The sequence below is a fragment of the Streptomyces sp. NPDC004111 genome (assembly GCF_042874215.1).
GTDB lineage: Bacteria > Actinomycetota > Actinomycetes > Streptomycetales > Streptomycetaceae > Streptomyces.
Window position 1 is genome coordinate 65773 of sequence record NZ_JBIAMU010000018.1, and the last position, 25755, is coordinate 91527.

The 25755-nt window shown below is 73.2% G+C and carries 24 protein-coding genes; 15 read left to right on the forward strand and 9 right to left on the reverse strand.

All coding sequences use genetic code 11. The features are described from left to right. Positions 1–3 precede the first annotated feature (3 nt). Complete coding sequence (locus ACFYVL_RS31220) at positions 4–1965, forward strand: RiPP maturation radical SAM C-methyltransferase (RefSeq protein WP_389250801.1); 1962 nt, start codon at positions 4–6, stop codon at positions 1963–1965. Positions 1966–2024: 59 nt separating this feature from the next. Further along, positions 2025–2705, forward strand: a complete 681-nt coding sequence (locus tag ACFYVL_RS31225; protein ID WP_389250804.1) for a DUF5825 family protein — start codon at positions 2025–2027, stop codon at positions 2703–2705. Here the strand turns inward: ACFYVL_RS31225 and ACFYVL_RS31230 are convergent. Beyond that, positions 2611–3663, reverse strand: a complete 1053-nt coding sequence (locus tag ACFYVL_RS31230) for a class I SAM-dependent methyltransferase (RefSeq protein ID WP_389250806.1) — start codon at positions 3661–3663, stop codon at positions 2611–2613. The genes ACFYVL_RS31225 and ACFYVL_RS31230 overlap by 95 nt on opposite strands. 72 nt (positions 3664–3735) lie before the next feature. On the opposite strand from ACFYVL_RS31230, the gene ACFYVL_RS31235 reads away from it, so the two are divergent. Both ACFYVL_RS31235 and ACFYVL_RS31240 read left to right on the forward strand, forming a co-directional pair. Next, positions 3736–4365 carry a TetR/AcrR family transcriptional regulator gene (locus ACFYVL_RS31235; protein ID WP_389250808.1) on the forward strand — a complete coding sequence of 210 codons (630 nt, stop codon included), beginning with the start codon at positions 3736–3738 and terminating at the stop codon, positions 4363–4365. 85 nt (positions 4366–4450) lie between these two features. After that, entirely contained in the window at positions 4451–5893 is a 1443-nt protein-coding gene (locus ACFYVL_RS31240; RefSeq protein ID WP_389250810.1) for an acyl-CoA synthetase, read from the forward strand. A 119-nt stretch (positions 5894–6012) separates the two neighbouring features. Here ACFYVL_RS31240 and ACFYVL_RS31245 read toward each other — a convergent pair whose 3' ends face one another. Together ACFYVL_RS31245 and ACFYVL_RS31250 are read right to left on the reverse strand one after the other, a co-directional pair. Next, positions 6013–7020, reverse strand: coding sequence for a hypothetical protein (locus ACFYVL_RS31245; protein WP_389250812.1), 1008 nt, complete (start codon positions 7018–7020; stop codon positions 6013–6015). Between the two features lie 289 nt (positions 7021–7309). Then, entirely contained in the window at positions 7310–8746 is a 1437-nt protein-coding gene (locus ACFYVL_RS31250) for an amino acid permease (RefSeq protein WP_389250813.1), read from the reverse strand. A gap of 277 nt (positions 8747–9023) precedes the next feature. Between ACFYVL_RS31250 and ACFYVL_RS31255 the strand changes: the two genes are divergently transcribed. Both ACFYVL_RS31255 and ACFYVL_RS31260 read left to right on the forward strand, forming a co-directional pair. Then, positions 9024–9566, forward strand: coding sequence for a sugar O-acetyltransferase (locus tag ACFYVL_RS31255; RefSeq protein ID WP_389250815.1), 543 nt, complete (start codon positions 9024–9026; stop codon positions 9564–9566). 187 nt (positions 9567–9753) lie between these two features. Next, a complete protein-coding gene (locus ACFYVL_RS31260) occupies positions 9754–10551 on the forward strand; it encodes a VTC domain-containing protein (protein WP_389250817.1) in 798 nt (265 codons plus the stop codon). 65 nt (positions 10552–10616) lie between these two features. Here ACFYVL_RS31260 and ACFYVL_RS31265 read toward each other — a convergent pair whose 3' ends face one another. From ACFYVL_RS31265 to ACFYVL_RS31280, 4 genes are all read right to left on the reverse strand, one after another. Further along, complete coding sequence (locus ACFYVL_RS31265) at positions 10617–11027, reverse strand: DUF488 domain-containing protein (protein ID WP_389250819.1); 411 nt, start codon at positions 11025–11027, stop codon at positions 10617–10619. 180 nt (positions 11028–11207) lie between these two features. After that, complete coding sequence (locus ACFYVL_RS31270; RefSeq protein ID WP_389250821.1) at positions 11208–12269, reverse strand: P1 family peptidase; 1062 nt, start codon at positions 12267–12269, stop codon at positions 11208–11210. A gap of 105 nt (positions 12270–12374) precedes the next feature. After that, positions 12375–13052, reverse strand: a complete 678-nt coding sequence (locus tag ACFYVL_RS31275) for a response regulator (RefSeq protein WP_389250823.1) — start codon at positions 13050–13052, stop codon at positions 12375–12377. Positions 13053–13080: 28 nt separating this feature from the next. Then, entirely contained in the window at positions 13081–14280 is a 1200-nt protein-coding gene (locus ACFYVL_RS31280; protein WP_389250825.1) for a sensor histidine kinase, read from the reverse strand. A gap of 211 nt (positions 14281–14491) precedes the next feature. On the opposite strand from ACFYVL_RS31280, the gene ACFYVL_RS31285 reads away from it, so the two are divergent. From ACFYVL_RS31285 to ACFYVL_RS31305, 5 genes are all read left to right on the forward strand, one after another. Beyond that, positions 14492–16267, forward strand: a complete 1776-nt coding sequence (locus ACFYVL_RS31285; RefSeq protein ID WP_389250827.1) for an oleate hydratase — start codon at positions 14492–14494, stop codon at positions 16265–16267. 19 nt (positions 16268–16286) lie between these two features. Next, a complete protein-coding gene (locus ACFYVL_RS31290; protein WP_389250829.1) occupies positions 16287–17012 on the forward strand; it encodes a response regulator transcription factor in 726 nt (241 codons plus the stop codon). After that, the gene (locus ACFYVL_RS31295) at positions 16999–19056 is read left to right on the forward strand and encodes a sensor histidine kinase (RefSeq protein ID WP_389250831.1); all 2058 of its coding nucleotides are present in this window, start codon (positions 16999–17001) and stop codon (positions 19054–19056) included. Before ACFYVL_RS31290 ends, ACFYVL_RS31295 begins: the two co-directional genes overlap by 14 nt. Positions 19057–19161: 105 nt before the next feature. Further along, on the forward strand, positions 19162–19665 hold the full coding sequence (locus ACFYVL_RS31300; protein ID WP_389250833.1) for a hypothetical protein: 504 nt from the start codon (positions 19162–19164) through the stop codon (positions 19663–19665). Between the two features lie 89 nt (positions 19666–19754). After that, a complete protein-coding gene (locus ACFYVL_RS31305; protein ID WP_389250835.1) occupies positions 19755–20438 on the forward strand; it encodes a class F sortase in 684 nt (227 codons plus the stop codon). Positions 20439–20537: 99 nt separating this feature from the next. Here the strand turns inward: ACFYVL_RS31305 and ACFYVL_RS31310 are convergent, their stop codons facing one another. Then, complete coding sequence (locus ACFYVL_RS31310) at positions 20538–21134, reverse strand: HD domain-containing protein (protein WP_389250837.1); 597 nt, start codon at positions 21132–21134, stop codon at positions 20538–20540. Between the two features lie 191 nt (positions 21135–21325). Between ACFYVL_RS31310 and ACFYVL_RS31315 the strand changes: the two genes are divergently transcribed. The 3 genes from ACFYVL_RS31315 to ACFYVL_RS31325 all read left to right on the forward strand — a co-directional run bounded on the left by ACFYVL_RS31315 (position 21326) and on the right by ACFYVL_RS31325 (position 23877). After that, complete coding sequence (locus tag ACFYVL_RS31315; RefSeq protein ID WP_389250840.1) at positions 21326–22414, forward strand: hypothetical protein; 1089 nt, start codon at positions 21326–21328, stop codon at positions 22412–22414. Next, entirely contained in the window at positions 22411–23517 is a 1107-nt protein-coding gene (locus tag ACFYVL_RS31320) for a hypothetical protein (RefSeq protein ID WP_389250842.1), read from the forward strand. The genes ACFYVL_RS31315 and ACFYVL_RS31320 overlap by 4 nt, the downstream gene beginning before the upstream one ends. A 132-nt stretch (positions 23518–23649) precedes the next feature. Continuing rightward, complete coding sequence (locus tag ACFYVL_RS31325) at positions 23650–23877, forward strand: hypothetical protein (RefSeq protein ID WP_389250844.1); 228 nt, start codon at positions 23650–23652, stop codon at positions 23875–23877. 203 nt (positions 23878–24080) lie between these two features. Here ACFYVL_RS31325 and ACFYVL_RS31330 read toward each other — a convergent pair whose 3' ends face one another. Beyond that, positions 24081–24650: a hypothetical protein gene (locus ACFYVL_RS31330; protein WP_389250846.1), complete on the reverse strand. Its 570-nt coding sequence runs from the start codon at positions 24648–24650 to the stop codon at positions 24081–24083. 149 nt (positions 24651–24799) lie between these two features. Between ACFYVL_RS31330 and ACFYVL_RS31335 the strand changes: the two genes are divergently transcribed. Beyond that, on the forward strand, positions 24800–25702 hold the full coding sequence (locus tag ACFYVL_RS31335) for a hypothetical protein (protein WP_389250848.1): 903 nt from the start codon (positions 24800–24802) through the stop codon (positions 25700–25702). The last annotated feature ends 53 nt before the right edge of the window (positions 25703–25755 follow it).

Consider the following 25755-nt stretch of genomic DNA (forward strand, 5'->3'; position numbering starts at 1 on the left):
CCCGTGCGGGTACTGCTGGTCAACATGCCCTGGTCGCCCATCGACCTTCCGTCGCTCGCCCTGGGGATCCTCAAGCGCAGCGTCGACGAGCGCGTGCCCGGCGCCTCGGCGACCGTCCTGCACGCCAACCTCGAATTCACCGACTGGATCACCGCGCGCACCGGGTTCACCGCCGACGACTACGAGTACTACGCCCTGTCCTCGTACTTCATGGGCTGCGGCGACTGGGTGTTCTCCTCCGCCCTGTACGACGACCCGGCCTGGCGGGAGAAGGAGTTCACCGAGACCATGCGGACCCGCCTCAACAAGGCCCGCATGAAGATGTCCCACGAACTGCACGCCGTCGTGCCCGAGTTCGTCGACGAGATGGCCCGGCGCATCGTCGCCGAGAACCCCGACGTCGTCGGCTTCACCTCCACCTTCCAGCAGAACACCGCCGCGCTGGCCGCCGCCAAGCACGTCAAGCGCCTGGCCCCGCACATCAGGACCGTCATCGGCGGCGCCAACTGCGACGCCGAACAGGGCGCCGCCCTGCACCGCAACTTCGACTTCGTCGACTTCGTCGTACGGGGCGAGGGCGAGGCCGCATTCCCGCAACTGCTCACCGCGCTCGGCGAGGGCAGCGACCTCAGCAAGGTCTCCGGGCTCTGCCGGCGCACCGAGGACGGCGAGTCCGTCGCCAACGCCATGGCCACCAGCCCACTGCCCCCGGCGACGATCCTGCCGCCCGACTACAGCGGCTACTTCGAGCGCCTCGCCGCCTCCGTCGCCCGCAACTGGGTCGAGCCCAAACTCGTCGTGGAGGGCGCGCGCGGCTGCTGGTGGGGCGAGAAGCACCACTGCACGTTCTGCGGACTCAACGGCTCGTTCATGCAGTTCCGCAGCAAGAGCCCCGACGTCTTCTACGACGAGATCATGGACCTCGCCCGCAGGCACAAGGTCCTCGACATGTACGTCGTCGACAACATCCTCGACATGGGCTACCTCTCCACGGTGCTGCCCCGCATCATCGACAGCGGCTACGACCTGCGCCTGCACATCGAGATCAAGGCCAACATGCGCCGCAACCAGCTGCGCACCCTCTCCGACGCGGGCCTGATCTACGTCCAGCCCGGCATCGAGAGCCTCAACAACCGGGTCCTCGACCTGATGGACAAGGGCGTCAGCGGCTGCCAGAACGTCCGGATGCTCCGCGACGGCGCCGAGACCGGTCTCTCCGTCTCCTGGAACTACCTCCACGGCTTCCCCGGCGAGAGCGCCGAGGACTACGACGGCGTCATCGGACAGCTCGCCGCCCTCGAACACCTCGACCCGCCCGTCGACCTCTCCGCCCGCATCGCCATCGAACGCTTCAGCCCCTACTTCAACCGCCCCGAACTCGGCTTCGACGGACTGCGCCCCGAGGCCCACTACCGCTTCACCTACGACCTCCCCGAAGCGGAGCTGTACGACCTCGCGTACGTCTTCGAGGCACCCGAGCGCGGTATCACCGAACCCACCGTCTCCGCCCTCAACGACGCCCTCGCCCTGTGGAAGAAGCACCACGCGGACGCCCGCCTCACCCACACCGACCTCGGGAGCCGCATCGTCCTGGTCAGCAGGCGGCGCGCCTTCCCCTGGCGTACGAAGGAACTCACCGACCCCTTCGAACTCGCGCTCTTCCGCCTCCTCGACCAGCCCCACGCCCCGGCCGCCCTGCTGCGCAAGGCGGGCGCCAGGGTCCCGGGCCACGGCCGCACCGAGGCCGACGTCGAGGCGCTGCTCACCGGATGGGTGGGGGAGGGGCTGGTCTTCACCGACGCCGGACAGTACGTCCACCTCGCCCCGGCCGCCGTCAACGAGGACCTCCTGCGGCTCGACTTCATGCGGCACACCCATGCCGCGACCGCACCGGACCCCGACGCGGCGCACACCGGCGCCGCCGACGTGGACACCGCGTCCGGCCGGGCCCCCGTACCGGCGTGAACCCGCCGTCCTCCCGGCCCGCTCCCGACCGCACCCCGACGACCCGCAAGGACCCCGCCATGGACGCAGCCCCCGCCACCGCCGAGGACACCGCCCCGCTGGGCGTCACCGCCTGGCGCGACTACGACGAGGCGGCCTGCGCGCTGCCCGGCATGTACCTGGGCGAACTCGAACTCACCGGCCCCGTCGCCGAGGAGAGCGACCGGCTCTGGGAACTCGGCGCCCGCCGCGTCGCCCTGTCCGCACCCGTAGACCTCACCGCCACCGGCGACCTCGGCGCGGCCCGCCGCACGGTGCGGGCGCTCAGCCTCGTCCGGGACCTCACCGCCCGCGCCGTACTCGTCGAATGGGACCTCCGCCTCGACCCGGCGCGCCCGCAGGACCCGGGCATCCTCAGCCACCTCCAGCCCCCGCGCACCCTGCGCGGCGTCCCCGACGCGGACGCCGCGCTCGCCCGCTGGCGCGCAGGTCACTACCTGGGCAAGTGCCTGTGGCGCAACGGCCCCGGCTTCTTCCAGATCCGCGACCGCCGCTGGGGCAACCTCCAGCGCTTCACCGCCGACGAGCCGCACTACCGGACCGCCGTCGACGCCCTCGCCTACGGGGCGCTGCCGCAGTCCGTCGCCAAGGACGCCCTGGACGACTTCACCGAGGAGCACCTGGTCCTGCACCTGGGCCCGCTGGCCTGGTGGGTGCCGTACCGGGTGAGCCGGTGGACCCAGGAGGCGATGGCGATCTGACGGCTGCCCCTCCGCCGCCGTCGAGGCTCCCGCCGGTGCGCACGGCGGTCGTCGCGAGGGTGGTGAAGGACATCGTGAAGCTGCCGCCCAGGGCGTCGACGGCGTCCCCCACCGGGCCCAGCACCTCGGCCAGCGGGCCGGGGCCGAGCCCGGTGAGGGGCCCGGTGGTGGGCAGCAGGTCCAGCCACTGGTCGCGGGTGTACGTCCGCACCCGGTCGAACCGCCACTGCTCGGGCTCGCCGAACCGCCCCGACTCCCGGATCCCGTCCGCGACCTTCGCGTACATCGCCCGGTAGACGCTCAGCGGGCGCCGGGCCGGCTGTCCGTGGAACGGGGAGTCGGGCACCGCCCGGCGGTAGGCGGCGGCGAAGGCTTCGGCCACCTCGGCGGGCGGTTCGTAGACATGCCCGAAGACCGCCAACCGGCCACCGGGCAGCAGTACTTGGGCCGCCTTGGCGGCGCCCGCGACCGGGTCCACCCAGTGCCACGACTGGGCGGCGACCACCGCGCCGAACGTTCGCCCGGCCGGCTCCCAGTCCTCGAAAGTGGCCACTTCGACCCGCAGACCGGTGGCCCGTGCCCGCGCGGCCATCCGCGCGTCGGGCTCGACGCCCAGCACGGAGCAGCCCACGGCCAGGAACTGACGGCCCGCGATGCCGGTGCCGCACCCGACGTCGAGCACGTCGAGCACGCCGGACCCGGGGCCCAAGGGGCGGCCGGAGCGCCCGGAGTCCTCGATGCTGCCGGGGCTTGGGGTGCGGCCAGGGCCTGCGGTGCTCGTAGCGCTCATGATTCTCGTGGGGCTCGTAGAGACGATCCGTGCCACCAGCTCCTCGGGGTAGCCGGGCCTGGCCCGGTCGTAGCGAGCCGCATCGGAGCCGAAGGACTCGGCGATCCGACGGGCCAAGTGCGCTTCCACCGGCGGCTGTTCGGGCTGCTCTCGCGGTAAAGTGGGCATGCGCCCACCTTAGTGGGCGCATGCCCACTGGGCAATGGCCGTCGGCCGGGCGACGTACGGGAGGATGGGGGAATGCCGACTGGGGTGCATCTGCGCGACGCGAAACAGCAGCTGTTCGACGCTGCCGAACGAGTGCTGCTGCGGGACGGGCCGAACGTCCTGACCAGCCGGGCCGTCACGGACGAGGCGGGCTGCGCGAAGGGCGTACTGCACCGGCACTTCGCCGACTTCGACGCGTTCCTCGCCGACCTGGTGCTCGACCGCGCCGCGCGCCTCGCGGCACAGACGGGCGAACTGCGCGGGGCCGCCGGCACCGGCACGGTCGCCGGCAACCTCACCGGCGCGCTGACCACCCTGTTCGGACCGGTTCCGGTGGCGATCATCCCGCTCATCACGTTCCGCGACGAACTGCGCGCCCGGCTGAGGCAGGCCAGGCCCGGAGGCGGCATCGCGATCCTCGCCGAGGCCACCACCGCGATCTCCGCCTACCTCGCCGACGAGCGCACCCGGGGCCGCATCGCGGCGGACACCGACATCGACTCGCTCACCCTCTCCCTCGTGGGCGGCGCACACCTGCTCTCGGCGGACCGCGACCCGGGGCCGCCCGCCGAGGCGGCCGTCGGCAGGCTCGTCACCGCGGCCCTCCGCGGAGCCGAGGTGACGGAGGCCGAGCAGCCGCGTGGCAGCGAAACCGCTGACTAGCCGTCAACACCCGCACACCCGAACCGAGTTACCGACTCCACGCTCCGGCCCAGAGAACGCCGACCCTCCCCGTAGGAGATCCGACATGCCCAGGCTCTTCCCCGCCCTCGACACCCTCGGCGACGCCCCCGCACTGCGCTTCGGCGACCGCTCGCTGGACTACGCGCAACTGCGGGCCGCCGCCCTCGCCACCGCGGCGCGCCTCGACGGGGCCCGGCGGGTCGCACTGTGGGCCACCCCGACCCTGGAGTCCGCCGTCGGAGCGGTCGCCGCGCTCCTGGCCGGGGTGCCCCTGGTGCCGGTCAACCCGGGCAGCGGAGCCCGTGAGCTGGCACATGTGGTGGCGGACAGCGCGCCCGAACTCGTCCTGGCCGCACCGGGAGCGGAGCTTCCGGAGCCGCTGGCCGCGCTGCCCGTCGTCCACCCCGACCTCGCGCCCCGAGGGCCGCTGCCGCAACTGTCCGAGGAGCCCGGCGAGGAGGAGCCGGCGCTGATCATCTACACCTCCGGCACCACCGGCCCGCCGAAGGGGGCCGTGCTGCCGCGCCGGGCGGTCCGGGTCACCCTCGACTCCCTCGCGCAGGCCTGGAAGTGGAGCGGGGACGACGTGCTGGTGCACGGGCTGCCGCTGTTCCATGTGCACGGCCTGGTCCTCGGGGTGCTCGGACCGCTGCGGCGGGGCGGCAGCCTGCGCCACCTCGGCCGGTTCTCGCCGGAGGGAGTGCGGGCGGAGCTGTCGAGCGGGGCCACGATGCTGTTCGGGGTGCCGACGATGTACCACCGGATCGCCGAGGCGCTGCCCGCGGATCCGGCGCTCGCCGAGGCCCTCGCCGGAGCCAGGCTCCTCGTCTCCGGCTCAGCCGCGCTGTCCCGCCGCGACCACGAGGCCATCGCATCGGCGACCGGCCAGCAGGTCGTCGAGCGGTACGGGATGACCGAGACGCTGATGAACACGAGCGTACGGCCGGGCGGCGTGCCCGCACCGGGCAGCGTGGGCACCCCGCTGGACGGCGTCGAACTGCGTCTGGTGGACGACGAGGGCCACCCCGTCGAGGAACGCGACGGCGAGACGATCGGCGAGATCCAGGTGAAGGGCCCGAACCTCTTCACCGCCTACCTGGGCCGCCCGGACGCCACCGAGGCGGCCTTCGACCGGGGCTGGTTCAGGACCGGCGACATGGCGACGCTGGACGCCGACGGAAGCGTACGGATCGTGGGCCGCAGGTCGACGGACCTGATCAAGAGCGGCGGCTACAAGATCGGCGCGGGCGAGATCGAGAACGTCCTGCTGGAGCACCCGGCCGTCGCCGACGCCGCCGTCACCGGCGAACCCGACCCCGACCTGGGGGAGACCGTCGTCGCCTGGATCGTCCCCCGCGACCCGGCGGCTCCGCCGAGCGGGAAGGAGCTCGCCGACCACGTCGCCCGCCAGCTCACCCCGTACAAGCGGCCGCGGATCGTCCGGCTGCGGGAGTCGCTGCCGCGCAACGACATGGGGAAGATCATGAAGAAGGCGCTGAAGGACTGACCGGACGGCGGCCCGCCGGTCCCGGCCGTCCACGCCGGTGACACGCCTCCACCCCTGCCGCCGGACGCCGGGCGTCCTGCGGGCAGGGGTGGGGAGCAGAGGGTGTGGAGGGGGAGGGCTCAGGCGCCGTTGCGGTTGCGGCGCAGGAAGGTGTAGCCCAGCCCCGCGGCACTGGCCGCCGCGACACCGCCCGCCGCCATCAGCAGCCCTGACGGACCGGACTCGTGCACGTTCTCGGCACCCGCCCGGACGCCGCCCTTCGGGACGGCGCCGGTAGCCGTGTGGACGGTCCGGTGGGCCGGTGCGGTCCGGTTCTGCCGCGGGTCCGTCCGGTCACCGTGGTGCGTGTGCCGGGAGTTGAGGTACGTGATGCCGATGTGGCCGTTGGAGGGGTGGAGTTCGTAGGTGACGTTGTTGTCGGTGACGGTGGGGTGGGTGGAGGAGAGGGTGGCGATTTCCTTGCCGTTGACGGTGATGGTGGCGACGTAGGCTCCGCCGCGGTTCTGGATGCGGGCGGTGGCGCCGTTGCCGAGCTTGACGGTGTAGACCTCGCCCCACTTGCCGGACCGGTCGTGGCTCTTGTCCTGGTCCTTGTTCTTGGTGTCGTCCCTGCCCTGCTCCTTCTTCTTGTCCTTGTCCTTGTCCTTGTCCGACCCGTCGGTGTTCTTCAGGTACGTGATGCCGATGTGGCCGTTGGAGGGGTGGAGTTCGTAGGTGACGTTGTTGTCGGTGACGGTGGGGTGGGTGGAGGAGAGGGTGGCGATTTCCTTGCCGTTGACGGTGATGGTGGCGACGTAGGCTCCGCCGCGGTTCTGGATCTGGGCGGTGGCGCCGTTGCCGAGCGTGACCGTGTAGACCTCGCCCCACTGGTTGGCCTGGTCGCCCTGGGTCTTGTCGCCGTCCTTGCCCTGGGTGCCGGTGTCCGTGCTCGTGCCTGTGCCGGTGTCCGTGGCAGTGGCAGTGCCGGTGTCAGTGCCAGTACTCGTGCCGTCCTGCTGGGTGCCCTGGGTGTCCACCGGGGCCGGGGTGTCCGCGAAGGCCGCCGCGGCGGGGACGAGCAGCGCACCGGCGACGACCGTGGTCATGGCTGCCGTGCGGATCAGGTTCTTGGGGCGGTTCGTGGTCACGGGGCGTTCCTTACGGTCGGTTCGCTCGGAGGCGATCGTTCTGACACCAAGAACGCTAAATGCCCGTTATTGCGGCGATTTGTTTGTTTCGTAACGGTGGGCCGTACCTGTCAGGGACGTTCTGTTACGTAGGACGTTCGGCCCGCCGGGGCCCGGGACCTTGGGCTCGGCGGCCCCTTCCGGAGGCGGGACTTCGGGCACCGTCCGAGGGGAAACGCCGACGCCGGCCACCCGGGGCTGAGAAGCCCGAGTGACCGGCGCCGTCGAACCGCGGAGCCGAGCCGTGCGGTCAGCCCACCGGCTGCCGCGTCGCGTCCCTGCGCTGCTTCGCCCAGCCGCCGAGCGCCAGCGCGGCCACCATGACCGCCGAGACGTACAGCTGGTCGCGTCCGCCCGGTGTCGTGGCCATCGCCACGAAGACTCCGCAGATCGCCACCAGCGCGGCCCACGTCAGGTACGGGAAGCCCCACATCCGGACGGTCAGCAGCTCGGGCGCCTCCAGCTCCAGCCTGCGCCGCATCCTCAGCTGGGTGACGCAGATGAAGACCCAGCCCACCAGGACGGCGACGCCCGTGGTGTTCATCAGCCAGGTGAAGACGGTGTCCGGCCACCAGATCCCGGCGAACACGGCGAAGAAGCCGAAGCAGCAGGAGGCGACGACCGCGGCCATCGGCACCCCGCCGCGCACCCCGCCCAGGAAGCGCGGGCCCAGGCCGCGCGAGACCAGCGAGTACGCCATCCGCGAGGAGCCGTAGATGTTGGCGTTCATCGCGGAGAGCAGCGCGATCAGGATGACGACCTGCATGATCGTGCCTGCGGCGGGGATGCCCAGCCGGTCCAGGACCGTGACGTACGGGCCGTCGGCCGCCACCCGCGGGTCGTTCCACGGCACCAGGACGACGACCAGGGCCATCGAGCCGACGTAGAACAGGGCGATCCGCCACACGGCGGTGCGCACGGCGCGGGCCACGTTGGCGCGCGGGTCGTCGGACTCGGCGGCGGCGATGGTGACGGTCTCCAGACCGCCGTACGCGAACACCGCGGTCAGCAGCCCCGCGATCAGCCCGGTCGTACCGGTCGGGAAGAAGCCGCCCTCACCGGTGAGGTTCGAGGTGCCCGGCGCCTCGCCGAACACCCCGCAGATGCCCAGCACGCCGAGGACCAGGAACGCGCAGATCGCGGCCACCTTCAGGGCCGAGAAGCAGAACTCGAACTCGCCGAAGTTGCGCACCGCCGCGAGGTTGCTGAGGCAGAAGAAGACCATGAAGACGGCGACCCACCCGTAGGCGGGCAGGAACGGCACCCAGCCGTGCATGATCTCGCCCGCCGCCGTCGCCTCGGCGGCCACACCGCAGCACAGCATGGTCCAGTACGTCCACCCGGAGGTGGCTCCGGCCCACGCGCCCAGCTCCCGCTCGGCGTGCACCGAGAACGAACCGGTGGCGGGCCGCGCGGCGGACATCTCGCCCAGCATCCGCATCAGCAGCATGACGACCGCGCCCGCGGCCGCGAACAGCAGCACCACCGCGGGACCCGCCGCGGCGATGCCCGCTCCCGAACCCACGAAGAGGCCCGCGCCGATGACTCCGCCGAGGGCGATCATCGAAAGGTGCCGCTGCTTGAGCCCCTGGGAGAGGCCGCTGGGCGAGTCGGCTTCGGCGGGGCTGTGCGACGGCGGGGGGTCGGCCAGTGCCGTACCCGCGGGAGTTGTCCGGTTCATGGTCATGCCTGTTCGCTATGTGAGACGCGTGCGGTCACAGTATGGGGCGATCATGCGAGGAGTGGAGCGGGCGTCCGATATTCGGACAGGTGTCTGCGGGGACTGGCCGAAGTGGCGGACGTGCGGCGGCGGTCGAGGCCCGGGAGGAGAGGTGGGGGGGTGTGGCCGGCCGCCCGGTCGGCCGAACCTAGGATGGGCCGGTGCGCCGGTGGGGGGAGGCGTCGGGCGGGATGCCCGGCCGGCTCGCCGGCGCGTACCGGCGAACCCCAGGGAGGACCGCGGCTTGTCCAGCGACCGTCTGATGCGTATTCACAGTGAAGAGTTCCGGGCCATGGCGGATCGGGTCCTTCGGGTCACCGAACTGACCTCGCGCCTGAACGTGCTGCCCTTCGAGGACGAGGCGGGCAAGGCGGAGCTGTTCGCGCAGATCCTCGGCAAGCCGCTGCCGTCGCGGGTCACGATCTACCCGCCCTTCTACACCGACCACGGTCTGCGGCTCGACCTCGCCGAGCGCGTCTTCATCAACCAGAACTGCACGTTCCTCGACTACGCGGGCATCCGGCTCGCCGAGCGCGTGATGGTCGGCCCGAAGGTCACGTTCATCACCAGCGGCCACCCCGTCGACCCCGAGGAGCGGCGGCACTACCTCACCGGGGCGCCCATCGACGTGGCGGAGAACGTGTGGATCGGCGCCGGCGCGACGATCCTGCCCGGTGTCAGCATCGGCCGTGACTCGGTGATCGCCGCCGGTGCTGTCGTCGCCGACGACGTGCCCCCGGCGACCCTGGTGACCGGCGCGAAGGGCACCGTCCAGCGGCAGTGGTGACGGCGTGGCGGGGGCCGGCGGGACCGCCCCCGCCCCGATGAAGATCAAGATCAGGGGAAGTGCGGAAATTCCGGAAAGAAGATTCCGGTAAGCGAAATTCTGTAGGGGATGTGTGGTGTTTGCACCCCTCTTGCGGGCAGGGTGTCCCTGTACGACGAAGACCACAGCCCGCAACCCAGGAGATCGCGTGATCCCCGCCGTACGCGCCATCGGGCGCGCCGCACTCGCCGCCCGCCCGCTCTCGCTGAGCGAACTCGACCGCAGCGCCCAGCTGTTGGTGCGCCGCGACCGCAACTACCTCGTGCCCGTCGACGTCTTCGAGGACTTCGCCGCCCTGCTCACGGACACCCGGCGGCCCGAAGGGCCCTTCCGCGCACTGTCGTTGAACGGACGCCGCTGGTTCTCCTACCGCTCCACCCACTACGACACCACCGACCTGCGCACCTACCACGCCCACCGGCAGGACCGGCCGGTCCGCTACAAGATCCGGGAGCTGCGCTACCAGGACACCGGGGAGCGGCAGTTCGAGATAGAGCTGCGCAACCGGCGGGGCGAAACGGTCAAGCACCGCCGCCGTCTCGCGGGCGACGACCACGTTCTCGACCCGGCCCAGCGCGGCCTGCTCGCCCGCGTCCTCGGCGGGCCGTACGACATCGAGCAGTTCGGCGACCTGCGCCCCGCCCTGGTCGCCGACTACCAGCGGGCCACCCTCGTCGCCGACGGGCAGCGGGTGACCTGCGACGCCGGGCTCGTGGCGCACGACCCGCACAGCGGCCGGACGGTACGCGCGGACAGCGGGCTGGTGCTGGTGGCGATGAAGACGCGCAAGCACCGCACGGAGGCGGAACGGGTGCTGCACCGGTTCGGCGTACGGGCCACGGACTTCACCAAGTACCTCGGCGGATGCGCGGCCCTGCGACCGGAACTGGGTGCGGGGCCGTGGGCCCGCTCGGCACGGCTGGCGTTTCCCGGCGCGGGCTGCTGAGAAGGCCGGCGGACGGCGCCCCGGACGGCGGGGGAGCGTGGCCGGAGGAGGCTGCGGGCCGGGCCTCAGCCGTCGTTTGCCTCGCTCCCGGCGTCCGCCGCCGCTTCCATCGCCTCGCGCAGTACGGCCGTGTGCGCGTGCTCCGGGTCCTTGGCGGCGGTCAGCAGGGTGAGGGGGCCGCGCCCGGCCAGATCGCGCAGGTGCTCCAGGGCCCGTGCCGCGGCGGGCTGCCGCAGTTCCGCCTCGTAGCGGTGCCGGAACTCCTCGAAGGAACCCTCCGGCCCGTGGAACCAGCGCCTCAGCTCCGTCGACGGGGTGACGTCCTTCAGCCACTCGTCGAGCCGCGCCTTCTCCTTGGACTCGCCGCGCGGCCACAGCCGGTCGACGAGCACGCGGTAGCCGTCCTGCGGCTCCGGCGCGTCGTAGACGCGGCGCAGCCGGACGCCGGAGGGGGAGCGGGGGGAAGCGGCGGCCATCGTGGCTCCGTGCGGTGTCGGGCCCGGCCGGGTCCGGTGCGGTGCTGCGAGGCGCGGTGCCGTGCCGTGTCGTGCCGGGGAACGGTGGGAGGTATTCCGCCCTGACACCCTACGACCGGGCGCACGAATCCGCTGGCGCGCGGCCCCGCCCCGGAGCGGTGCCGCCCCCGCCGCGACGCGTCAGAGGGCCGAGGGGCCCGCCCCGGTGTCCGGGCCGTAGAGGTCGCGGTAGGACAGATGCGTGCCGCCGGGACCGTGCACGGACTCGGCCGCGCGTACGGCCCTCACGATCGCCCGGGTCACCAGGTCGGCACCCGCCGCGAGGATCTCGTTGAGGGCGAGCGGGTTCGCGGCGTCGAGGGCCCTGGCACCCGTGGCCACGGCGAAGACGGTGTCGCCGTCGTTCAGCAGGTGCACCGGCCGCACGGCGCGCGCGATGCCGTCGTGGGCGGTGCCCGCCATCTTCTGGGCCTGGGCCCGGGTCAGGTCCGCGTCCGTGGCGACGACCGCGAGGGTGGTGTTGAGCGGGGCCGGGCCGTTCGCGGCGGCGGCCTGCGCGAGCCGTTTGCCCGCCGCCTCGTGCACCTCGGCCGCCGGGTAGGCCACCGGGCCGCGCTCCGCGAAGAAGTCCCCGTACAGTGCGCCGGTCGACGGATCCACGGCCGAGCCCGCCGCGTTGGCGACGACCAGGGCGCCCACCGTGATCCCCGAGCCGAGCACCGTGGAGGCGGTGCCGACGCCGCCGCGCAGCCTCCCGACGAGCGCGCCCGTGCCCGCGCCCACGTTGCCCTCCTCGACGGGGGAGCCCGGCCCGGTCGCCGCCGCGGCCTCCACCGCCGCCCGGCCCGTCGAGGCGTCCGGGCGGGCCCGCCAGTCGCCGCCGCGGCCGAGGTCGAAGACGGCGGCAGCGGGCACCACGGGGACGACCCGGTCCCGCGACCCCAGCGACACGCCCCGACCCTGCTCCTCCAGCCACGCCATCACACCGGACGCGGAGTCGAGCCCGTACGCGCTGCCACCGGTCAGCACGACCGCCTCGATGCGCTGCACCAGGTTGCGCGGATCGAGGGCGTCGGTCTCCCGGGTGCCGGGGCCGCCGCCGCGTACGTCGACCGCGGTGACCGCGCCGCCCTCGGGGGCGAGCACGACGGTGGTACCGGTCAGGAAACCGTCACCGGTGCGGTGGGCGTGCCCGACGCGCAGCCCGGGAACATCGGTGAGGGAGCCGTTGAGGGTGGTCATCCTCCCTGCCTATCACGGGACTTGGGGCCGGTCGACCCGGCCCCCGGGCGGAGCGTCGGGTCCGCCCGGCGAGCGCTGGACGTCACGAGGGGGCGGCTCCGGACGTCACGGGGAGGGGTGCCCGCCTCCCGCCACCACCAGCCCCGACTCGTACGCGAAGACCACGGCCTGGGCACGGCTGCGCAGGTCCAGCTTGCTCATCACCCGGTGGAGGTGCGTCTTGACGGTGGCCTCCGAGATGCAGACCGTCCCGGAGATCTCCTCGTTGGACCGGCCCTGGCCGACGAGCCGCAGCACCTCCGTCTCCCGCTCCGTCAGCGCCCCCAGCATCGCCGGATCACCCGTCCGTCTGCTGACGGTGGCCACCCGCTGCTCGACCAGCCTGCGCACCCGGTGCGGGGCCACCAGCACGTCGCCGGAGAGGGTCGCGGTGACGGCGGCCAGCAGCTGCGCGGGCGGGGTGTCCTTGAGCAGGAAGCCGCTGCAGCCGATGCGCAGGGCCGCGTACACGAACTCGTCCTCGTCGAAGGTGGTCAGCACCACCACCCGGGGAGCCGGGTCCAGCGGCAGGGCCAGGATGTGCTCGGCCGCCGTGAGGCCGCTCATCTCCGGCATCTTGATGTCCATCAGGACGAGATCCGGCCGCCCCGTGCGGGCCGCCTCGATCGCGCCGGGACCGTCCGCGGCCTCGGTGACCGGGGAGAGGGCGGGGTCGGTGCGCAGCAGCGCGAGCAGACCGGCCCTGATCAGGTGCTGGTCGTCCACGACGAGAACGCCCGGCATCGTATGACCTCCGTTGTGCCGTGCGGTGTCATACGGATGCCGATGACGAGGGCCGCTCCTGGAGGGGGACGCGCAACTGCACGGCGAATCCCCCCTGTTCGCGTGGCCCCGTGACCAGGGAGCCGTTCCAGATCTTGGCGCGCTCCCTCATGCCGGGCAAGCCGGAGCCGGAGCCGGGGGCGGATATGGCCGGTTTTCCCTCACCGCCCGGGTCGATCACGTCGACCTGGAGGTGACTGCCGCCGAAGTCGAGGGTCACCTGGGCACGGTCGGCGGGCGAGTGCTTGACGACATTGGTCAGGGCCTCCTGGACCACGCGCAGCACACAGAGCTCAAGACCCGGGTGGAGCGGCCTGGCGGTGCCCGTGGTGCGCAGCTCGACGCGCAGCCCGGACGCCTCCAGCCGGTGCGCGTACTCGGGGATGCGGGCGAGCGGGGAGGGTGTCCCGGCCGGGTCCGGCGCCGACTCGTCGGACGCGTCGGCCCGCAGCACCAGCAGCAGCCGGCGCAGCTCGTCGAGCGCGGCCCGCCCGGCGTCCGCGGCCGTGGACAGGGCGTTGTGCGCGGTGGGCGGATCGGCGGTGAAGAGGTACTGGGCGACCCCGGTCTGGAGCGTGATGACGGCCATGTGCTGGGAGATGGTGTCGTGCAGCTCGCGGGCGATGTGCAGCCGCTCGTCGGCGACCGCGAGGGCCGTCTCGCGCTCCTGGTGCCGGGCCAGTTCGAGGGTGATCGCGCGCAGTTCGTCGTTGCGCCGGGCGAGCGCGCGCTGGGTGCGCCCGAAGGCGAGCGCCACCGGGGGGACGACGGCCGCCTGGACGGCCACCACCACCGGGTGCACGTGTGCCGCGACGCCGCTGTGCACCAGCACCGCGGCCGTGGCGAGCGCGCCCGCGACGACCTTCGGGCGGCTGCCCCGGGTGGCCAGTCCGGTGAGCGCGATCGGCGGCACCCAGAAGTTCAGCGAGGGCTGGTAACCGCAGGCCAGGTACACCGCCAGCCCGCCGCAGCAAGCCAGCAGGGCCGCCAGGGGTGCGGCGCGCTGCCACAGCAGGGGCAGGGCGATGGCCCAGGTGAGGACGATCGCCCAGCCGTCGAAGGCGGGCCAGGGGGCCGGCCGCAGGAACCACCCCGCCAGACATCCGCTCACGGCGAGCCCCACGGTCAGTACCGCGTCGACCCCGCGTGGCGACCGCAACCGCCGCATCAGCACCCCGTCCCTCAGCACCCGGCCATGCTGCCAGGGCCCACCGGCGGCGCCCAGCTCCCGGCAGGCCGAGGGCCGGGCAGGACGGGTGACAAGTGCCGCCTCCCGGTGGCCACAGGCCGTACCTGGCAGGCGGAATCGCAGAAAATGTCCCACTCTTGGTAGGTCTCTGCGTGCTGCCCCGCAGTCCACGGGAGCAGCGGACACGCACCCGGCGACGGAGGAGCGGGCGTTGTACTACAGCAGTGGGAACTACGAAGCGTTCGCACGGCCGCGCAAGCCGGAAGGCGCCGACCGCAAGAGCGCGTGGTTCGTCGGGGCCGGGCTCGCCTCACTGGCCGGGGCCGCCTTCCTCGTACGGGACGGCCAGGTGCCCGGCGAGCGGATCACGATCCTGGAGCGGCTGAAACTGGCCGGCGGCGCCCTCGACGGGATCAAGGAGCCGAAGAAGGGCTTCGTCATCCGCGGCGGGCGTGAACTGGAGGACCACATGGAGTGCCTGTGGGACCTCTTCCGCTCGGTCCCCTCGCTGGAGATCCCCGACGCCTCCGTACTGGACGAGTTCTACTGGCTCAACAAGGACGACCCGAACCGCTCGCTGCAGCGCGTCACCGAACGCCGGGGGCAGGACGCGGGCACCGACGGACTGTTCGCCCTCAACGACCGCGCCCAGAAGGAACTCGTCAGGGTCTTCCTCGCCACCCGCGAGGAACTGGAGGGCAAGCGCATCGACGAGGTGTTCGGCCGGGACTTCCTCGACAGCAACTTCTGGCTGTACTGGCGCACCATGTTCGCCTTCGAGGAGTGGCACGGCGCCCTGGAGATGAAGCTGTACGTGCACCGGTTCGTGCACCACGTCGGCGGGCTGCCGGACCTCTCCGCGCTGAAGTTCACCAAGTACAACCAGTACGAGTCGATGGTCCTGCCGCTCACCCGCTGGCTGATGGACCAGGGCGTGACCTTCCGCTTCGAGACCGAGGTCACCGACATCGACTTCGACCTCACCCCCGGACACAAGCGGGCGACCCGCATCCACTGGCTCGCCGACGGGCAGGAGGGCGGCGTCGACCTCGGCGAGGACGACCTGGTCCTCACCACCATCGGCTCGCTGACCGAGAACTCCGACGAGGGCGACCAGCACACCCCGGCCCGGCTCGACGAGGGCCCCGCCCCCGCCTGGGACCTGTGGCGGCGGATCGCCGCGAAGGACCCGTCCTTCGGGCACCCCGAGGTGTTCTGCGGCAACATTCCCGCGAGCAAGTGGGAGTCGGCGACCGTCACCACCCTCGACCCGCGCATCCCCCGCTACATCCAGAAGATCGCCAAGCGGGACCCGTTCAGCGGCCGGGTGGTCACCGGCGGCATCGTCACCGCCAGGGACTCCAGCTGGCTGCTGAGCTGGACCGTCAACCGCCAGCCGCACTTCAAGCAGCAGCCGGACGACCAGATCGTCGTCTGGGTGTACTCGCTGTTCGTCGACCGCCCCGGCGACTACGTCCGCAAGCCGATGCAGGAGTGCACGGGCGAGGAGATCACGCGGGAATGGCTGTACCACCTGGGCGTGCCCGAGGAGGAGATCGGCGACCTCGCGGCGAACGCGGCCCGCTGCGTGCCGGTGATGATGCCGTACGTCACGTCGTTCTTCCTGCCCCGTCGGGCCGGCGACCGCCCCCGGGTGGTGCCGGAGGGCGCGGTGAACTTCGCCTTCATCGGACAGTTCGCCGAGACGACCAGGGACACCATCTTCACCACCGAGTACTCCGTGCGCACCGGCATGGAAGCGGCCTACCAACTGCTCGGCATCGAGCGCGGGGTGCCCGAGGTCTTCAACTCCACCTACGACGTCCGGGCGCTGCTGACGGCCACGAGCCATCTGCGCGACGGCGCGGAACTGAGCCTGCCGGGACCCGAGTTCGTCCGCCGGCGGCTGCTGCGGAAGCTGGAGTCGACCGAGGTCGGCCAGCTCCTGGCGGAGTTCGACCTGCTCGGCGGGGACGACGGCAAGTAGCCCTTATACGATCGCTGGCGTGTGTGCCCATGTGATCATCGCCGAGGACGACGAGAAGCAGGCCGAACTGCTTCGCCGCTATCTGGAACGTGAAGGACATGCCGTGACCGCCGTCGGCGACGGTCTCGCGACGCTGGAGGCGGTCCGGCAGCAGGAGCCGGACCTCCTCGTCCTGGACGTGATGATGCCGCGCGCCGACGGCCTGGACGTGGTGCGCATCCTCCGCGCCGAACAGCGGGAAGTGCCGGTGCTGATGCTCACCGCCCGCTCCACCGAGGACGACCTGCTGCTCGGCCTCGACCTCGGCGCGGACGACTACGTCACCAAGCCCTACAGCCCGCGCGAACTGATGGCCCGCATACGCACCCTGCTGCGCCGCACCCGGCGCACCCCGGGCGAGGCTCCCGCCGCGGACGGCGTGCTGCGGGTCGGCGGGCTGAGCGTCGACCCGGTACGGCACCTGGTGTCCGTGGACGGCCGGACCGTCGAGTGCACACCGGGGGAGTTCCGGGTCCTCGGCGCGCTCGCCGCCGAACCCGACCGGGTCTTCTCCCGCCAGCAGCTCCTCGCCGAACTCCACGGCTTCGACCGGTACATCAGCGACCGGACCGTCGACGTCCATGTGATGAACCTCCGCAAGAAGATCGAACCGGCCCCGCGCAGACCGGTCCGGCTGCTCACCGTCTTCGGCGTCGGCTACAAACTGACCGACCCGGCGAAGGCGGCTCCCCGTGCGTCCTCGTAGGAACCCCCGGGACGGGGCCGCCGAGAAATCCGCGGCGTCCGGGAAGCGGTCGCGACTGCCGCTGCGCAAGAGCGTGCTGGGCCGGCTGCTGGCCGTGTCCGCGCTGGTGGCGGCCTGCTCGGTGGCCGCCACCGCCTGGCTCGCCGTACAGACGACGTCGGGCGCCATCCGGCAGGAGCAGGGACAGAACCTGACCGCCGACGCCCGCATCTACCACGGCCTGCTCGGCTACGCGGCGGCCCACCGCACCTGGGACGGCGTCGGGCCGACCGTACGCGAGCTGGCCGAACAGTCGGGCCGGCGGATCACGCTGACCACCGAGACCCGCGTCCCGCTCGCCGACTCCGCCACCGCGGAAACCGCGACCGCCCTGCCCGCCCAGGCCTCGGCGGTCGTCGACCCGCTGTCCGTGGACACCGCGCTGGCGGCCGAGAGCTCCGGCAGCGCCGGCACCTCCGCGGACCGGGTGGACCCGCGCGCGGTGGGCCCCTTCCGGCTGCCCGCCAAGGAACTGGGGGAACTGCGCAGCATCGCCGACCGGCTGGTCACCTGCCTGGGCCGGTCGGGAATCGCCTCGGACGTCGTCGCGAGCCCCAGCGGACGGCCCAGGATCCAGATGGTCGGCAACGACCCCGACCGGCTCCAGGGCTCCGAGTGCGCGACCGACTCCCTGGACGCCCCCACCCCCACCGAACGCAAGGCGCTCGACGCCCTCAACCAGCTCGCCGACGCGTGCCTCAAACGGCAGGGCCGGGCCCCCGTCCGGCTCAACCTCGACCTCTCCTGGGGCTCCGCCTTCAAGATCCCGCCGACCGCCGCCCCCGCCGCGCCGGTGCCCTCCGAAGCCCCGCGCGACGGCGTGCCCAGGGTCGCCCAGGGCGACGCCGAGGGAGACCGGGCCATCGCCTCCTGCGTCGGCACCGCCCGCCGCGAGCAGCTCGGCTCCTACGTCGCGTCGCCCGCGCTGCTGTTCATCGGCGACACCGGCGCCGCCACCGTGCCCGGCTTCGACCTCTCGCCCGCCAACACCGCCAAGATCGCCGGCACCGCCGCGCTCGTCCTGGCCCTCACCGTCGGCGCCTCGGTGCTGGCCGGCGTCCGGCTGGTACGCCCCCTCCAGGCACTGACGAGCGCCGCCCAGCGGATGCGCGACGGCGCGGACACCACACCGGTGCGGGTGGGCGCGGACAACGAGATCGGCCGGCTCGCCGCCACGTTCAACGACATGTCGGCGCACCGCTCCCGGCTGGAGGCCCAGCGCAAGGCCATGGTCAGCGATGTCGCGCACGAACTGCGCACCCCGCTGAGCAACATCCGCGGCTGGCTGGAGGCGGTGCAGGACGGGGTGGCCGACGCCGACCCCGCCCTCATCGCCTCCCTGCACGAGGAGGCGGTCCAGCTCCAGCACATCGTCGGCGACCTCCAGGACCTCGCCCAGGCCGACGCCGGGGCGCTGCGGCTGCACCGGGAACCGGTACGGGTGGCCGAACTGCTCGCCCAGGTCGCCGCCGCCCACCAGACGCACGCGGAGACGGCGGGCGTCGCCCTGACCGTCGGCGCACCACCGCGGGACCGCCCCCTGCCGGGCCTGCACGCCGACCCGGTCCGGCTGCGTCAGGCCGTCGGCAACCTCGTCTCCAACGCGGTCCGCCACACCCCGGCGGGCGGCCGGGTCAGCCTGCGCGCCCGGGGCACGGCGTCCGGGGACGCCGTCCTCGTCGAGGTCGCCGACACCGGCGTCGGCATCGCACCCGAGGACCTGCCGCACGTCTTCGACCGGTTCTGGCGCGCCGAGAAGTCCCGCAGCCGGCGCACCGGCGGCAGCGGGCTCGGGCTCGCGATCGTACGCAAACTCACCGAGGCGCACGGCGGCACGGCGTACGCGACCAGCACACTCGGCCTGGGTTCGGTGTTCACCCTGCGCCTGCCGAGCGCCTCGCCACCGGCCGCGGCCGGTGAGCGGGCGCGCGAGGAGCAGCACAGCCCGGCACCGGCACCGGACCCGGCCCCGTACAAGCCTGATCCGATGACAACGACGTCCTGACAGCTTCCTCACAAGTTCGCGCCAGCCTGGGGCATGCCTCGCGGCGCGGGCACGCCCCCGTACCCGCGCCGCCGTCGAGGCCGAACAGGAACGGAGCTCTTGCTTATGTCGTTGAAGTCCCTCAGGAACCCCCTGCGCCACGCGGTGCTCGCCGCGGTCACGGCGGGCGCCGTCTGCCTCCCGGCCACCGCCGCCTTCGCCGACAGCAGCCCGAAGCCGGCCCCGGCCACCGAGCGGACGGAAGCCCCCACCCCGGCCCCGTCCGCCGAGCCGCCCACCAAGGCGCCCACCCCGGCCCCGGGCGAGCCCTCCGCGGCACCGGCGCCCGCCGCCCCCGGCGTCAAGGCGCCGCGCGGCGGCGTCGCCGCGGGCGACCGGCCCGCCGTGAGCGAGCCGGGCGCCGCCAGGAAGGCAGCCGCGCCGCAGGAGGCCGCCGAGCCGAAGGTGGCCGCACCCCGTGGCGGCGTGGCCGCCGGTGAGGAGCCCGGCACCGGGGCCGCCGGCAGCACGACCGCGGTCGTGGGCACCGCCGCCGGAGCGGCGCTGCTGCTCGTCGGCGCCGGAACCCTGGTGATCCGCCGCCGGACCGCCGCCCGCCACGACGGCTGACCCACCCCGCATCCGACGGCCGGTGCGGACGGCGCCCCTGCGCGGGGCCGCGTCCCGCCGGCCGTCGGCCTTTTCAGGAGCCCTTCGTCATGTCCCGTGCCACCACCCGCAGTCACCGCACCGCCAGGCCCCGCAGGCACGCTGTCGCGCACGCCTGCGCCGCGCTGGGCGTCACCGTGCTGGTCGCCGTGACCGGCTGTTCCGCCCCCGCCGGCACCGCGTCCGCCTCCCGTCCCGACACGGCCGCGGGCGCCGACTCGCCCCGCACCGGGCCCGCGTCGCAGGCCCCCTCCACCGACAGCGGCACGAGCAGGGCGAGCGACGCCGAGCCCGCCGACCCGGTGAACCTGTCCATCCCCTCGCTCGGTGTGAACAGCCCCGTGATGCGGCTGGGCCTCAACGCCGACGGCACGGTGGAAGTGCCGCCCGCCGACAAGGGCATGACGACCGGCTGGTACACCGGCGGCCCGGTGCCGGGCGCGCGCGGCCCCGCCGTACTGATCGGCCACAACGAGACCCGCAACGGGCGTGCCGTCTTCTACCGGTTGAAGAAGATCGCCCGGGGCGCCTACATCGTCGTCCGCGACGCCCGCGGAACGGACATCCACTTCAAGGTCACCGGCCGCGAGACGGCGAGCAAACAGGCCTTCCCCACGGAACGGGTCTACGGCCGCACCGACGGCCGGGTGCTGCGGCTGATCACCTGCGACGGCGCCTTCGACGCCCAGGGCCACCCGGTGGACAACCTGATCGTGTACGCCATGCGGTCCTGAACGCCAACCAGCCCTTCCGGCAACGCCGTTGACGGCCCGGGACGGTCCCGGACCGCCGCCGGTCCCGGGCCGCCGCCGGGCACGTGCCGGGTCGAAGGCTCAGCGCCCCACGGGGAAAGCCCCCTGGAACGCCAGACGTTGGTCCGCCGTGCCGCCCAGCTGTTCGAGCACGTCGTCCAGGGCGAGGTACTCCTCCCAGTGCGGCCGGCCGGTGCCGAGGGCGATCCGGGCCACGAGGAGGTCCTCCAGCTCCGGGACACGCTTGTTCTTCCAGACCTTGTCCGCGGTGCTGACCAGCAGGTCCTCGACCGTGGTCCCGGCAGCCCGCCAGGAGGCGTGCGTACCGGCGAAGCGCGCGAGGCGCGGCGGAAAACCGTGCTCCAGCAGCAGCGCGCGGCCCGCCTCCTCGTGCGCCGAGCCGGGGCCGGACAGCTCGGCGACGTGCACCGTCTTGCCGATGTCGTGGGTGGCCGCGCCGAACAGCACCGCCTCCCGGTCCGTCCCGAGCCCCGGACACCGCTCCTGCACCCACTCCACCAGGCGGTACGCCACGTCGTGCACCGCACGCAGATGCGCGGCCAGCCGGGGCGGGGCGTCGAGCGCCAGCAGCAGTTCGGCGGCGGCGGACGGCAGCGGGCGCAGCGGCGGGTCGGCGGGGGAGTGCAGGGCACGGGCAAGGGCTTCGGAGGGTGGCATGGAGGCAGGGTAGGCGCCGCCCGGCGGAGCGGGGCGCACCCGCCCGCAGCGGACGCGGGGCCTCCGCCGCGCACGGGCGACCGCGCAGAACGCACCGAGGGGCGCGCCGGAGCAACTGAGGTGCGTGCGTGCTCTGTTCATGGTGGGGCAACCCCCTTAGGCTGTGCGCCCTTCGTGCTCCGGGAGGTCATGTGAACGGTCTCCGTGCGGTCCTCGTCTGCGTGATGATCGCGTGCGTCACCGCCCTGTCGCCGGCACCACCGGCGGACGCCGCCGCGCGGCCGGGCTGGTCCGACGTACCGCTGCCCGCCACCGCCCCGCCCGCCTCCGTGGCCGACGTCGCGGCCCGGGGCCCGGACGAGGCGTGGGCGACCGGGTCCGAGAGCGCCGCCGAGGGATCGCGGCCCCTGCTCCTGCGATGGAACGGCAGGACGTGGAACCGGGACACCGGCTTCCCGGGCGCCGCCGAACCCGGCTCGCTGCGGACCGTGCGGTTCGTCGGCGAGGAAATGTGGATCTTCCGCCACCGGGCCGGCGTGGGCGAGATCCTGCGCCGCTCGGCACCGGGCCCCGACGGGTCGGTGACCTGGAGCGTCGTCACCGTGCCGCGGATCCTGTGGACCTACCAGGACTTCGTCGCCGTGCCCGGTGCCGCCTGGGTGGTCGGCGAGGACTCCACCGGGCTGAAGGTGCTGCGCTTCGACGGCTCCGGCTGGAGCGAACAGCGCACCCCCGACGGCGTGCTGTTCCTGATGGGCATCACCGCCAGGTCCGCCACCGACGCCTGGGCCTGGGCGGACACCACCTCCGGGACCGCCGTCCTGCACTGGGACGGCACGTCCTGGAAGGACGCCGAGGTGCCGCTCCCGGCGAACGCCAACGTGCACACGATGCTCCTGGAACCCGCGGGCCGGATCACGGTCGGCGGCAGCCAGTACACCGACGGGGTCGGCCGCACCTACCTCATGACCCGCAGCGGCGGCACCTGGCGCACGGTCTTCCCGACGGCACTGGGCGACGCCCACACCGCGGAAATGGTCCGCGGCCCGGACGGCGCGCTGTGGTTCCCGATGCGCAGCGACCGCGCGTTCCAGTCGAAGTACGCGCGCGTGGACGGGCCCCGCGTCACCTTCACCTACGGACCCGCCCGGGAGAACGCGATCGAGGTCAAACCGCAGGCGCTGACCCGGGCCGGAGCCGCACTGCTGGCCCTGGGAACCGCCGAGATCTACGGCTCGAAACCGAACCTCATGAGCGAGCGGCTGGGAGGCCGACCTTGAAACGGCGCGCACTCATCGTCACGGCCCTCGCGGCCCCCCTGACCCTCGCCCTGCCCGCGGCGTCCGCGGACACCCCGTCCTGGCAGCACGTACCGGCCCCCGGACAGGTCCGCCCGCAGGCCGGTCTGAACGAGACCGTGGCGTCCGGCCCCCGCCGGGCCTGGGCGGTGGGCACCGACGCAGTCGGCCGCTCCGCGCCCGGCTACCCCCTCGTCCTGCGCTGGGACGGCACCGCGTGGCAGCGCCAGAGCCTGCCGGGGATCCGCTGGCAGGGCGAACTCCTGTCCGTCGCCGCGCCCGCACCCACCGAGGTCTGGGCGGTCGGCCGCGACTCCGCGGGCGCCACCCGCCTGCTCCGCTCCAACGGCACCACCTGGTCCGAGAGCCGGGCCCCGAGCGGCTTCGTCCTGACGAAGGCCGTCGCGGGCGCCGGCCGCACCTGGCTGATCGGCACGCGGGACCAGGCACCGGCGATGCTGCGCCGGGACGGGCGCGGCTGGCAGGAGTTACCGGCGCCGCCCGGCTCCGTGTACGGCATGCACGTCCTGGCCGACGACGACGTCTGGGCCGCGGGTGCCTCGGAGTTGGGTGCGACGGCTTCCCACTGGGACGGCAGGGCGTGGCAGCAGACCATCGTGTCCGGGTCCCCGCGAGCGGTCGTCGGCAGCATCCTGGCCGTCTCGCCGACGGAGGTGTGGGCGGGCGGCTCGGGCGGCTTCATCGGAGGCCCGCCGGGCAAGCCGATCCCGCCGCTGCTGGCCCGCTGGGACGGCCAGACCTGGGAAAGGGTCGCCGTGCCCACCAACTTCGGCGGCATCACCTCGCTGACCCCGGGACCGTCCGGCGAACTGGCATGGGTCGCGGTGGCCCGCTCGCTGAAGTGGGCCCCGCCGGGCAGCAACCCGCCGCTCGTCCCCGGCCCGGACTTCCTCGCCCGGAACGGCCAGTCGTTCGCCGAGTACGACGAACCGCAGGTGCCCGGCGAGGGCGACTCCTACTCCCTGCAACTGGCCGCCGTCCCCGGCACGTCGATGGTCTGGGCGGTCGGCCGGGCGGGCGGACCCGACGGCACCTTCGCACCGCGCATCCTGCGGTTCGGCTGAGAGGCAGGGGCGCCGCGGGACCCGTGCGGGCTCGTGGGGCCCCTTTTGCCTGCCAGGTGGCCAATCCGCCCGGGGCCACCGCCGCGAATCCCCTGTGTCCGACAACTCAGCAGCAGAAGCAGGGAGTCAGCGATGCAGCGCAACACCACCAAGCCGGGCCGCACCTGGACCGGGCGAATCGCCACCGCCGTCGCAGCCGTCGGTGTCCTCGTCGGCGGCGGGATCGCCGTGGCCGGTCCGGCCAGTGCCGACACCTTCTGCGGGGCGACGGGCGACGGCGGCTTCGGATGCGTGATCGACCAGGGGGACGGAACGTTCAAGATGGTCAACAGCAACGGGGACATCGTCTACAACTGGTGAGCCCCGCCGACGTCGCACCCGCGGCGTCCCGCACCGGTACCCGGCCTTGGTGATCCGGGGCCGGGCCGACGGCGGGCGGACCACGAGCGGCTGCTGCCGACGGGAGTCCGCCCGCCGTGTGCTGTCCGCCCGTCCGCCTGCCACCGGGCGACACGGACAGCGCCGTCGGGCGAACGTCCCGCACACCTGGGAGGGACGCGCCGCTACGCGTGCTTCCCCGGCCCGTACCGCTCCCGGTACCAGGCCACCGACTCGGCACTCATCGACGACGAGATGGCATGTACATCGCCCCGGAGTTGGCCGCCGTGCCGGCACCTCTCACCGCGAGTGGTCCGCCGTGCCATGACGGACACCTGCGAGGCGGGCTGCCAGTGCAGGCTGTACTGGGGTGCGTTGGCATCCGGTACGTCCTCCAGCCGTACGCCGCGGCGGTCCAGCAGCCGCTCCAGCTTGTCGTAGCGCAGATGGCGGTCGAAACGGCCGTACCGCCCGCGGATCACCGGGTTGACCGTGCTGCCGCCCCAGGCCGCCGGGAGCCGATGGACCTGCAGGGTGAAGTGATGCCCCCGCCACGGGTGGTCGCGCGACTCCCGCTCCCAGAAGAACTCGACCATGCCGTAGTCGCGCCACATGCTCCCGCGGCTGGTGGAGTTCTCCGCGAAGCCGGTGCCGAGGACGGCGGTGACCTCCTCGGGACCCGCCGTCGGCGCGAGACCGAGAACCGTTCCGGAGGTGATCACGTCCAAGTAGAACGCGAGGGAGTACGGGGTCAACGGAATCTTCCTGGAAAGGGCGGTACGGCCGACGGCAACGGCGCCACGGCTGCCCCAGCATAGGGGGGCGAAATCCGCCGCCCCGAACCGGCCGAAGTGACGCGGCCCGTACGACACCTCCGACCCGGTCCGGACACTCTGGAGTCAGCATGAGCAGCAGAGCACCGTACACCCTGGGCCGCGCGCTTCTGCCCGCGCTCCTCGCCGCTGTCCTGGCCGCCGCCTCCGGCTGCGGCAACAGGAACGAGCGGGCCGACGACGACGCCAAGGCGTCGGCACACCGCGCCCGGCAGGTCGCCGACGCCTGGCAGGGCTCGACCGCGGCCGCGGCCTGGCGGGCCGGCTACCACCCCATGGGTGACGTGGTCCAACTCCCCGAGGGCGGCCTGCGCGGCGCCTCCGACCGGCAGGCGTACGCGGCCCACAGCTTCGTGCTGCGCGCGAAGCTGCCCACCACCTCGCCCGCGCAGGGCCAGGTGGTGTGGTCGGCGAAGGAACGGCTCGCACGGCCCCTCCAGGGCGCGGACGCGTCGTACCGAGCCCTGGCAGGCGACCGGGACGGCCGGGCACCCCATCTCACGGTGACCGCCGTCGAACGGGGCGAGATGACCGTCGCCACCAGCCGCGGCCCGGCGGTGGTCCCGGCCTGGCTCTACACCCTGGACGGCTACGACTCCCCGCTGCGGCGGGCCGCCGCCGTCCCGTCGCCACTCCCGCGGCCCCCGATCGCAGAGGCTCGCGACGTACCGGGACACGCACTGCGCAACCTCGTCCGCACGGGCCGGGACGGACGCTCGGCGACCGTGAACTCCCTGCACGGCACCTGCGACGCGGGCCCCGTCGTCGCCGTGCTGGAAACGGACGACAGCGTGGTCCTGTCCGGCTCCGTCTCCTCCCCGGAGCACCGGCGCGCCTGCACGAAGCAGGGGAGGATCCAGCAGGTGACCGTGCGACTGCGGCGCCCCCTGGACGACCGGGTGCTCCTCGACGGCCACACCGGGCGCCCCGTCCCCTACCAACCGCCCAACGGGCCGTCGCCAAGCTGGAGTTGACGGAGCGCGCTCGTCGGGGCCGTTCCCGTACCGCGGTCTTCCGTGCCGTGCCG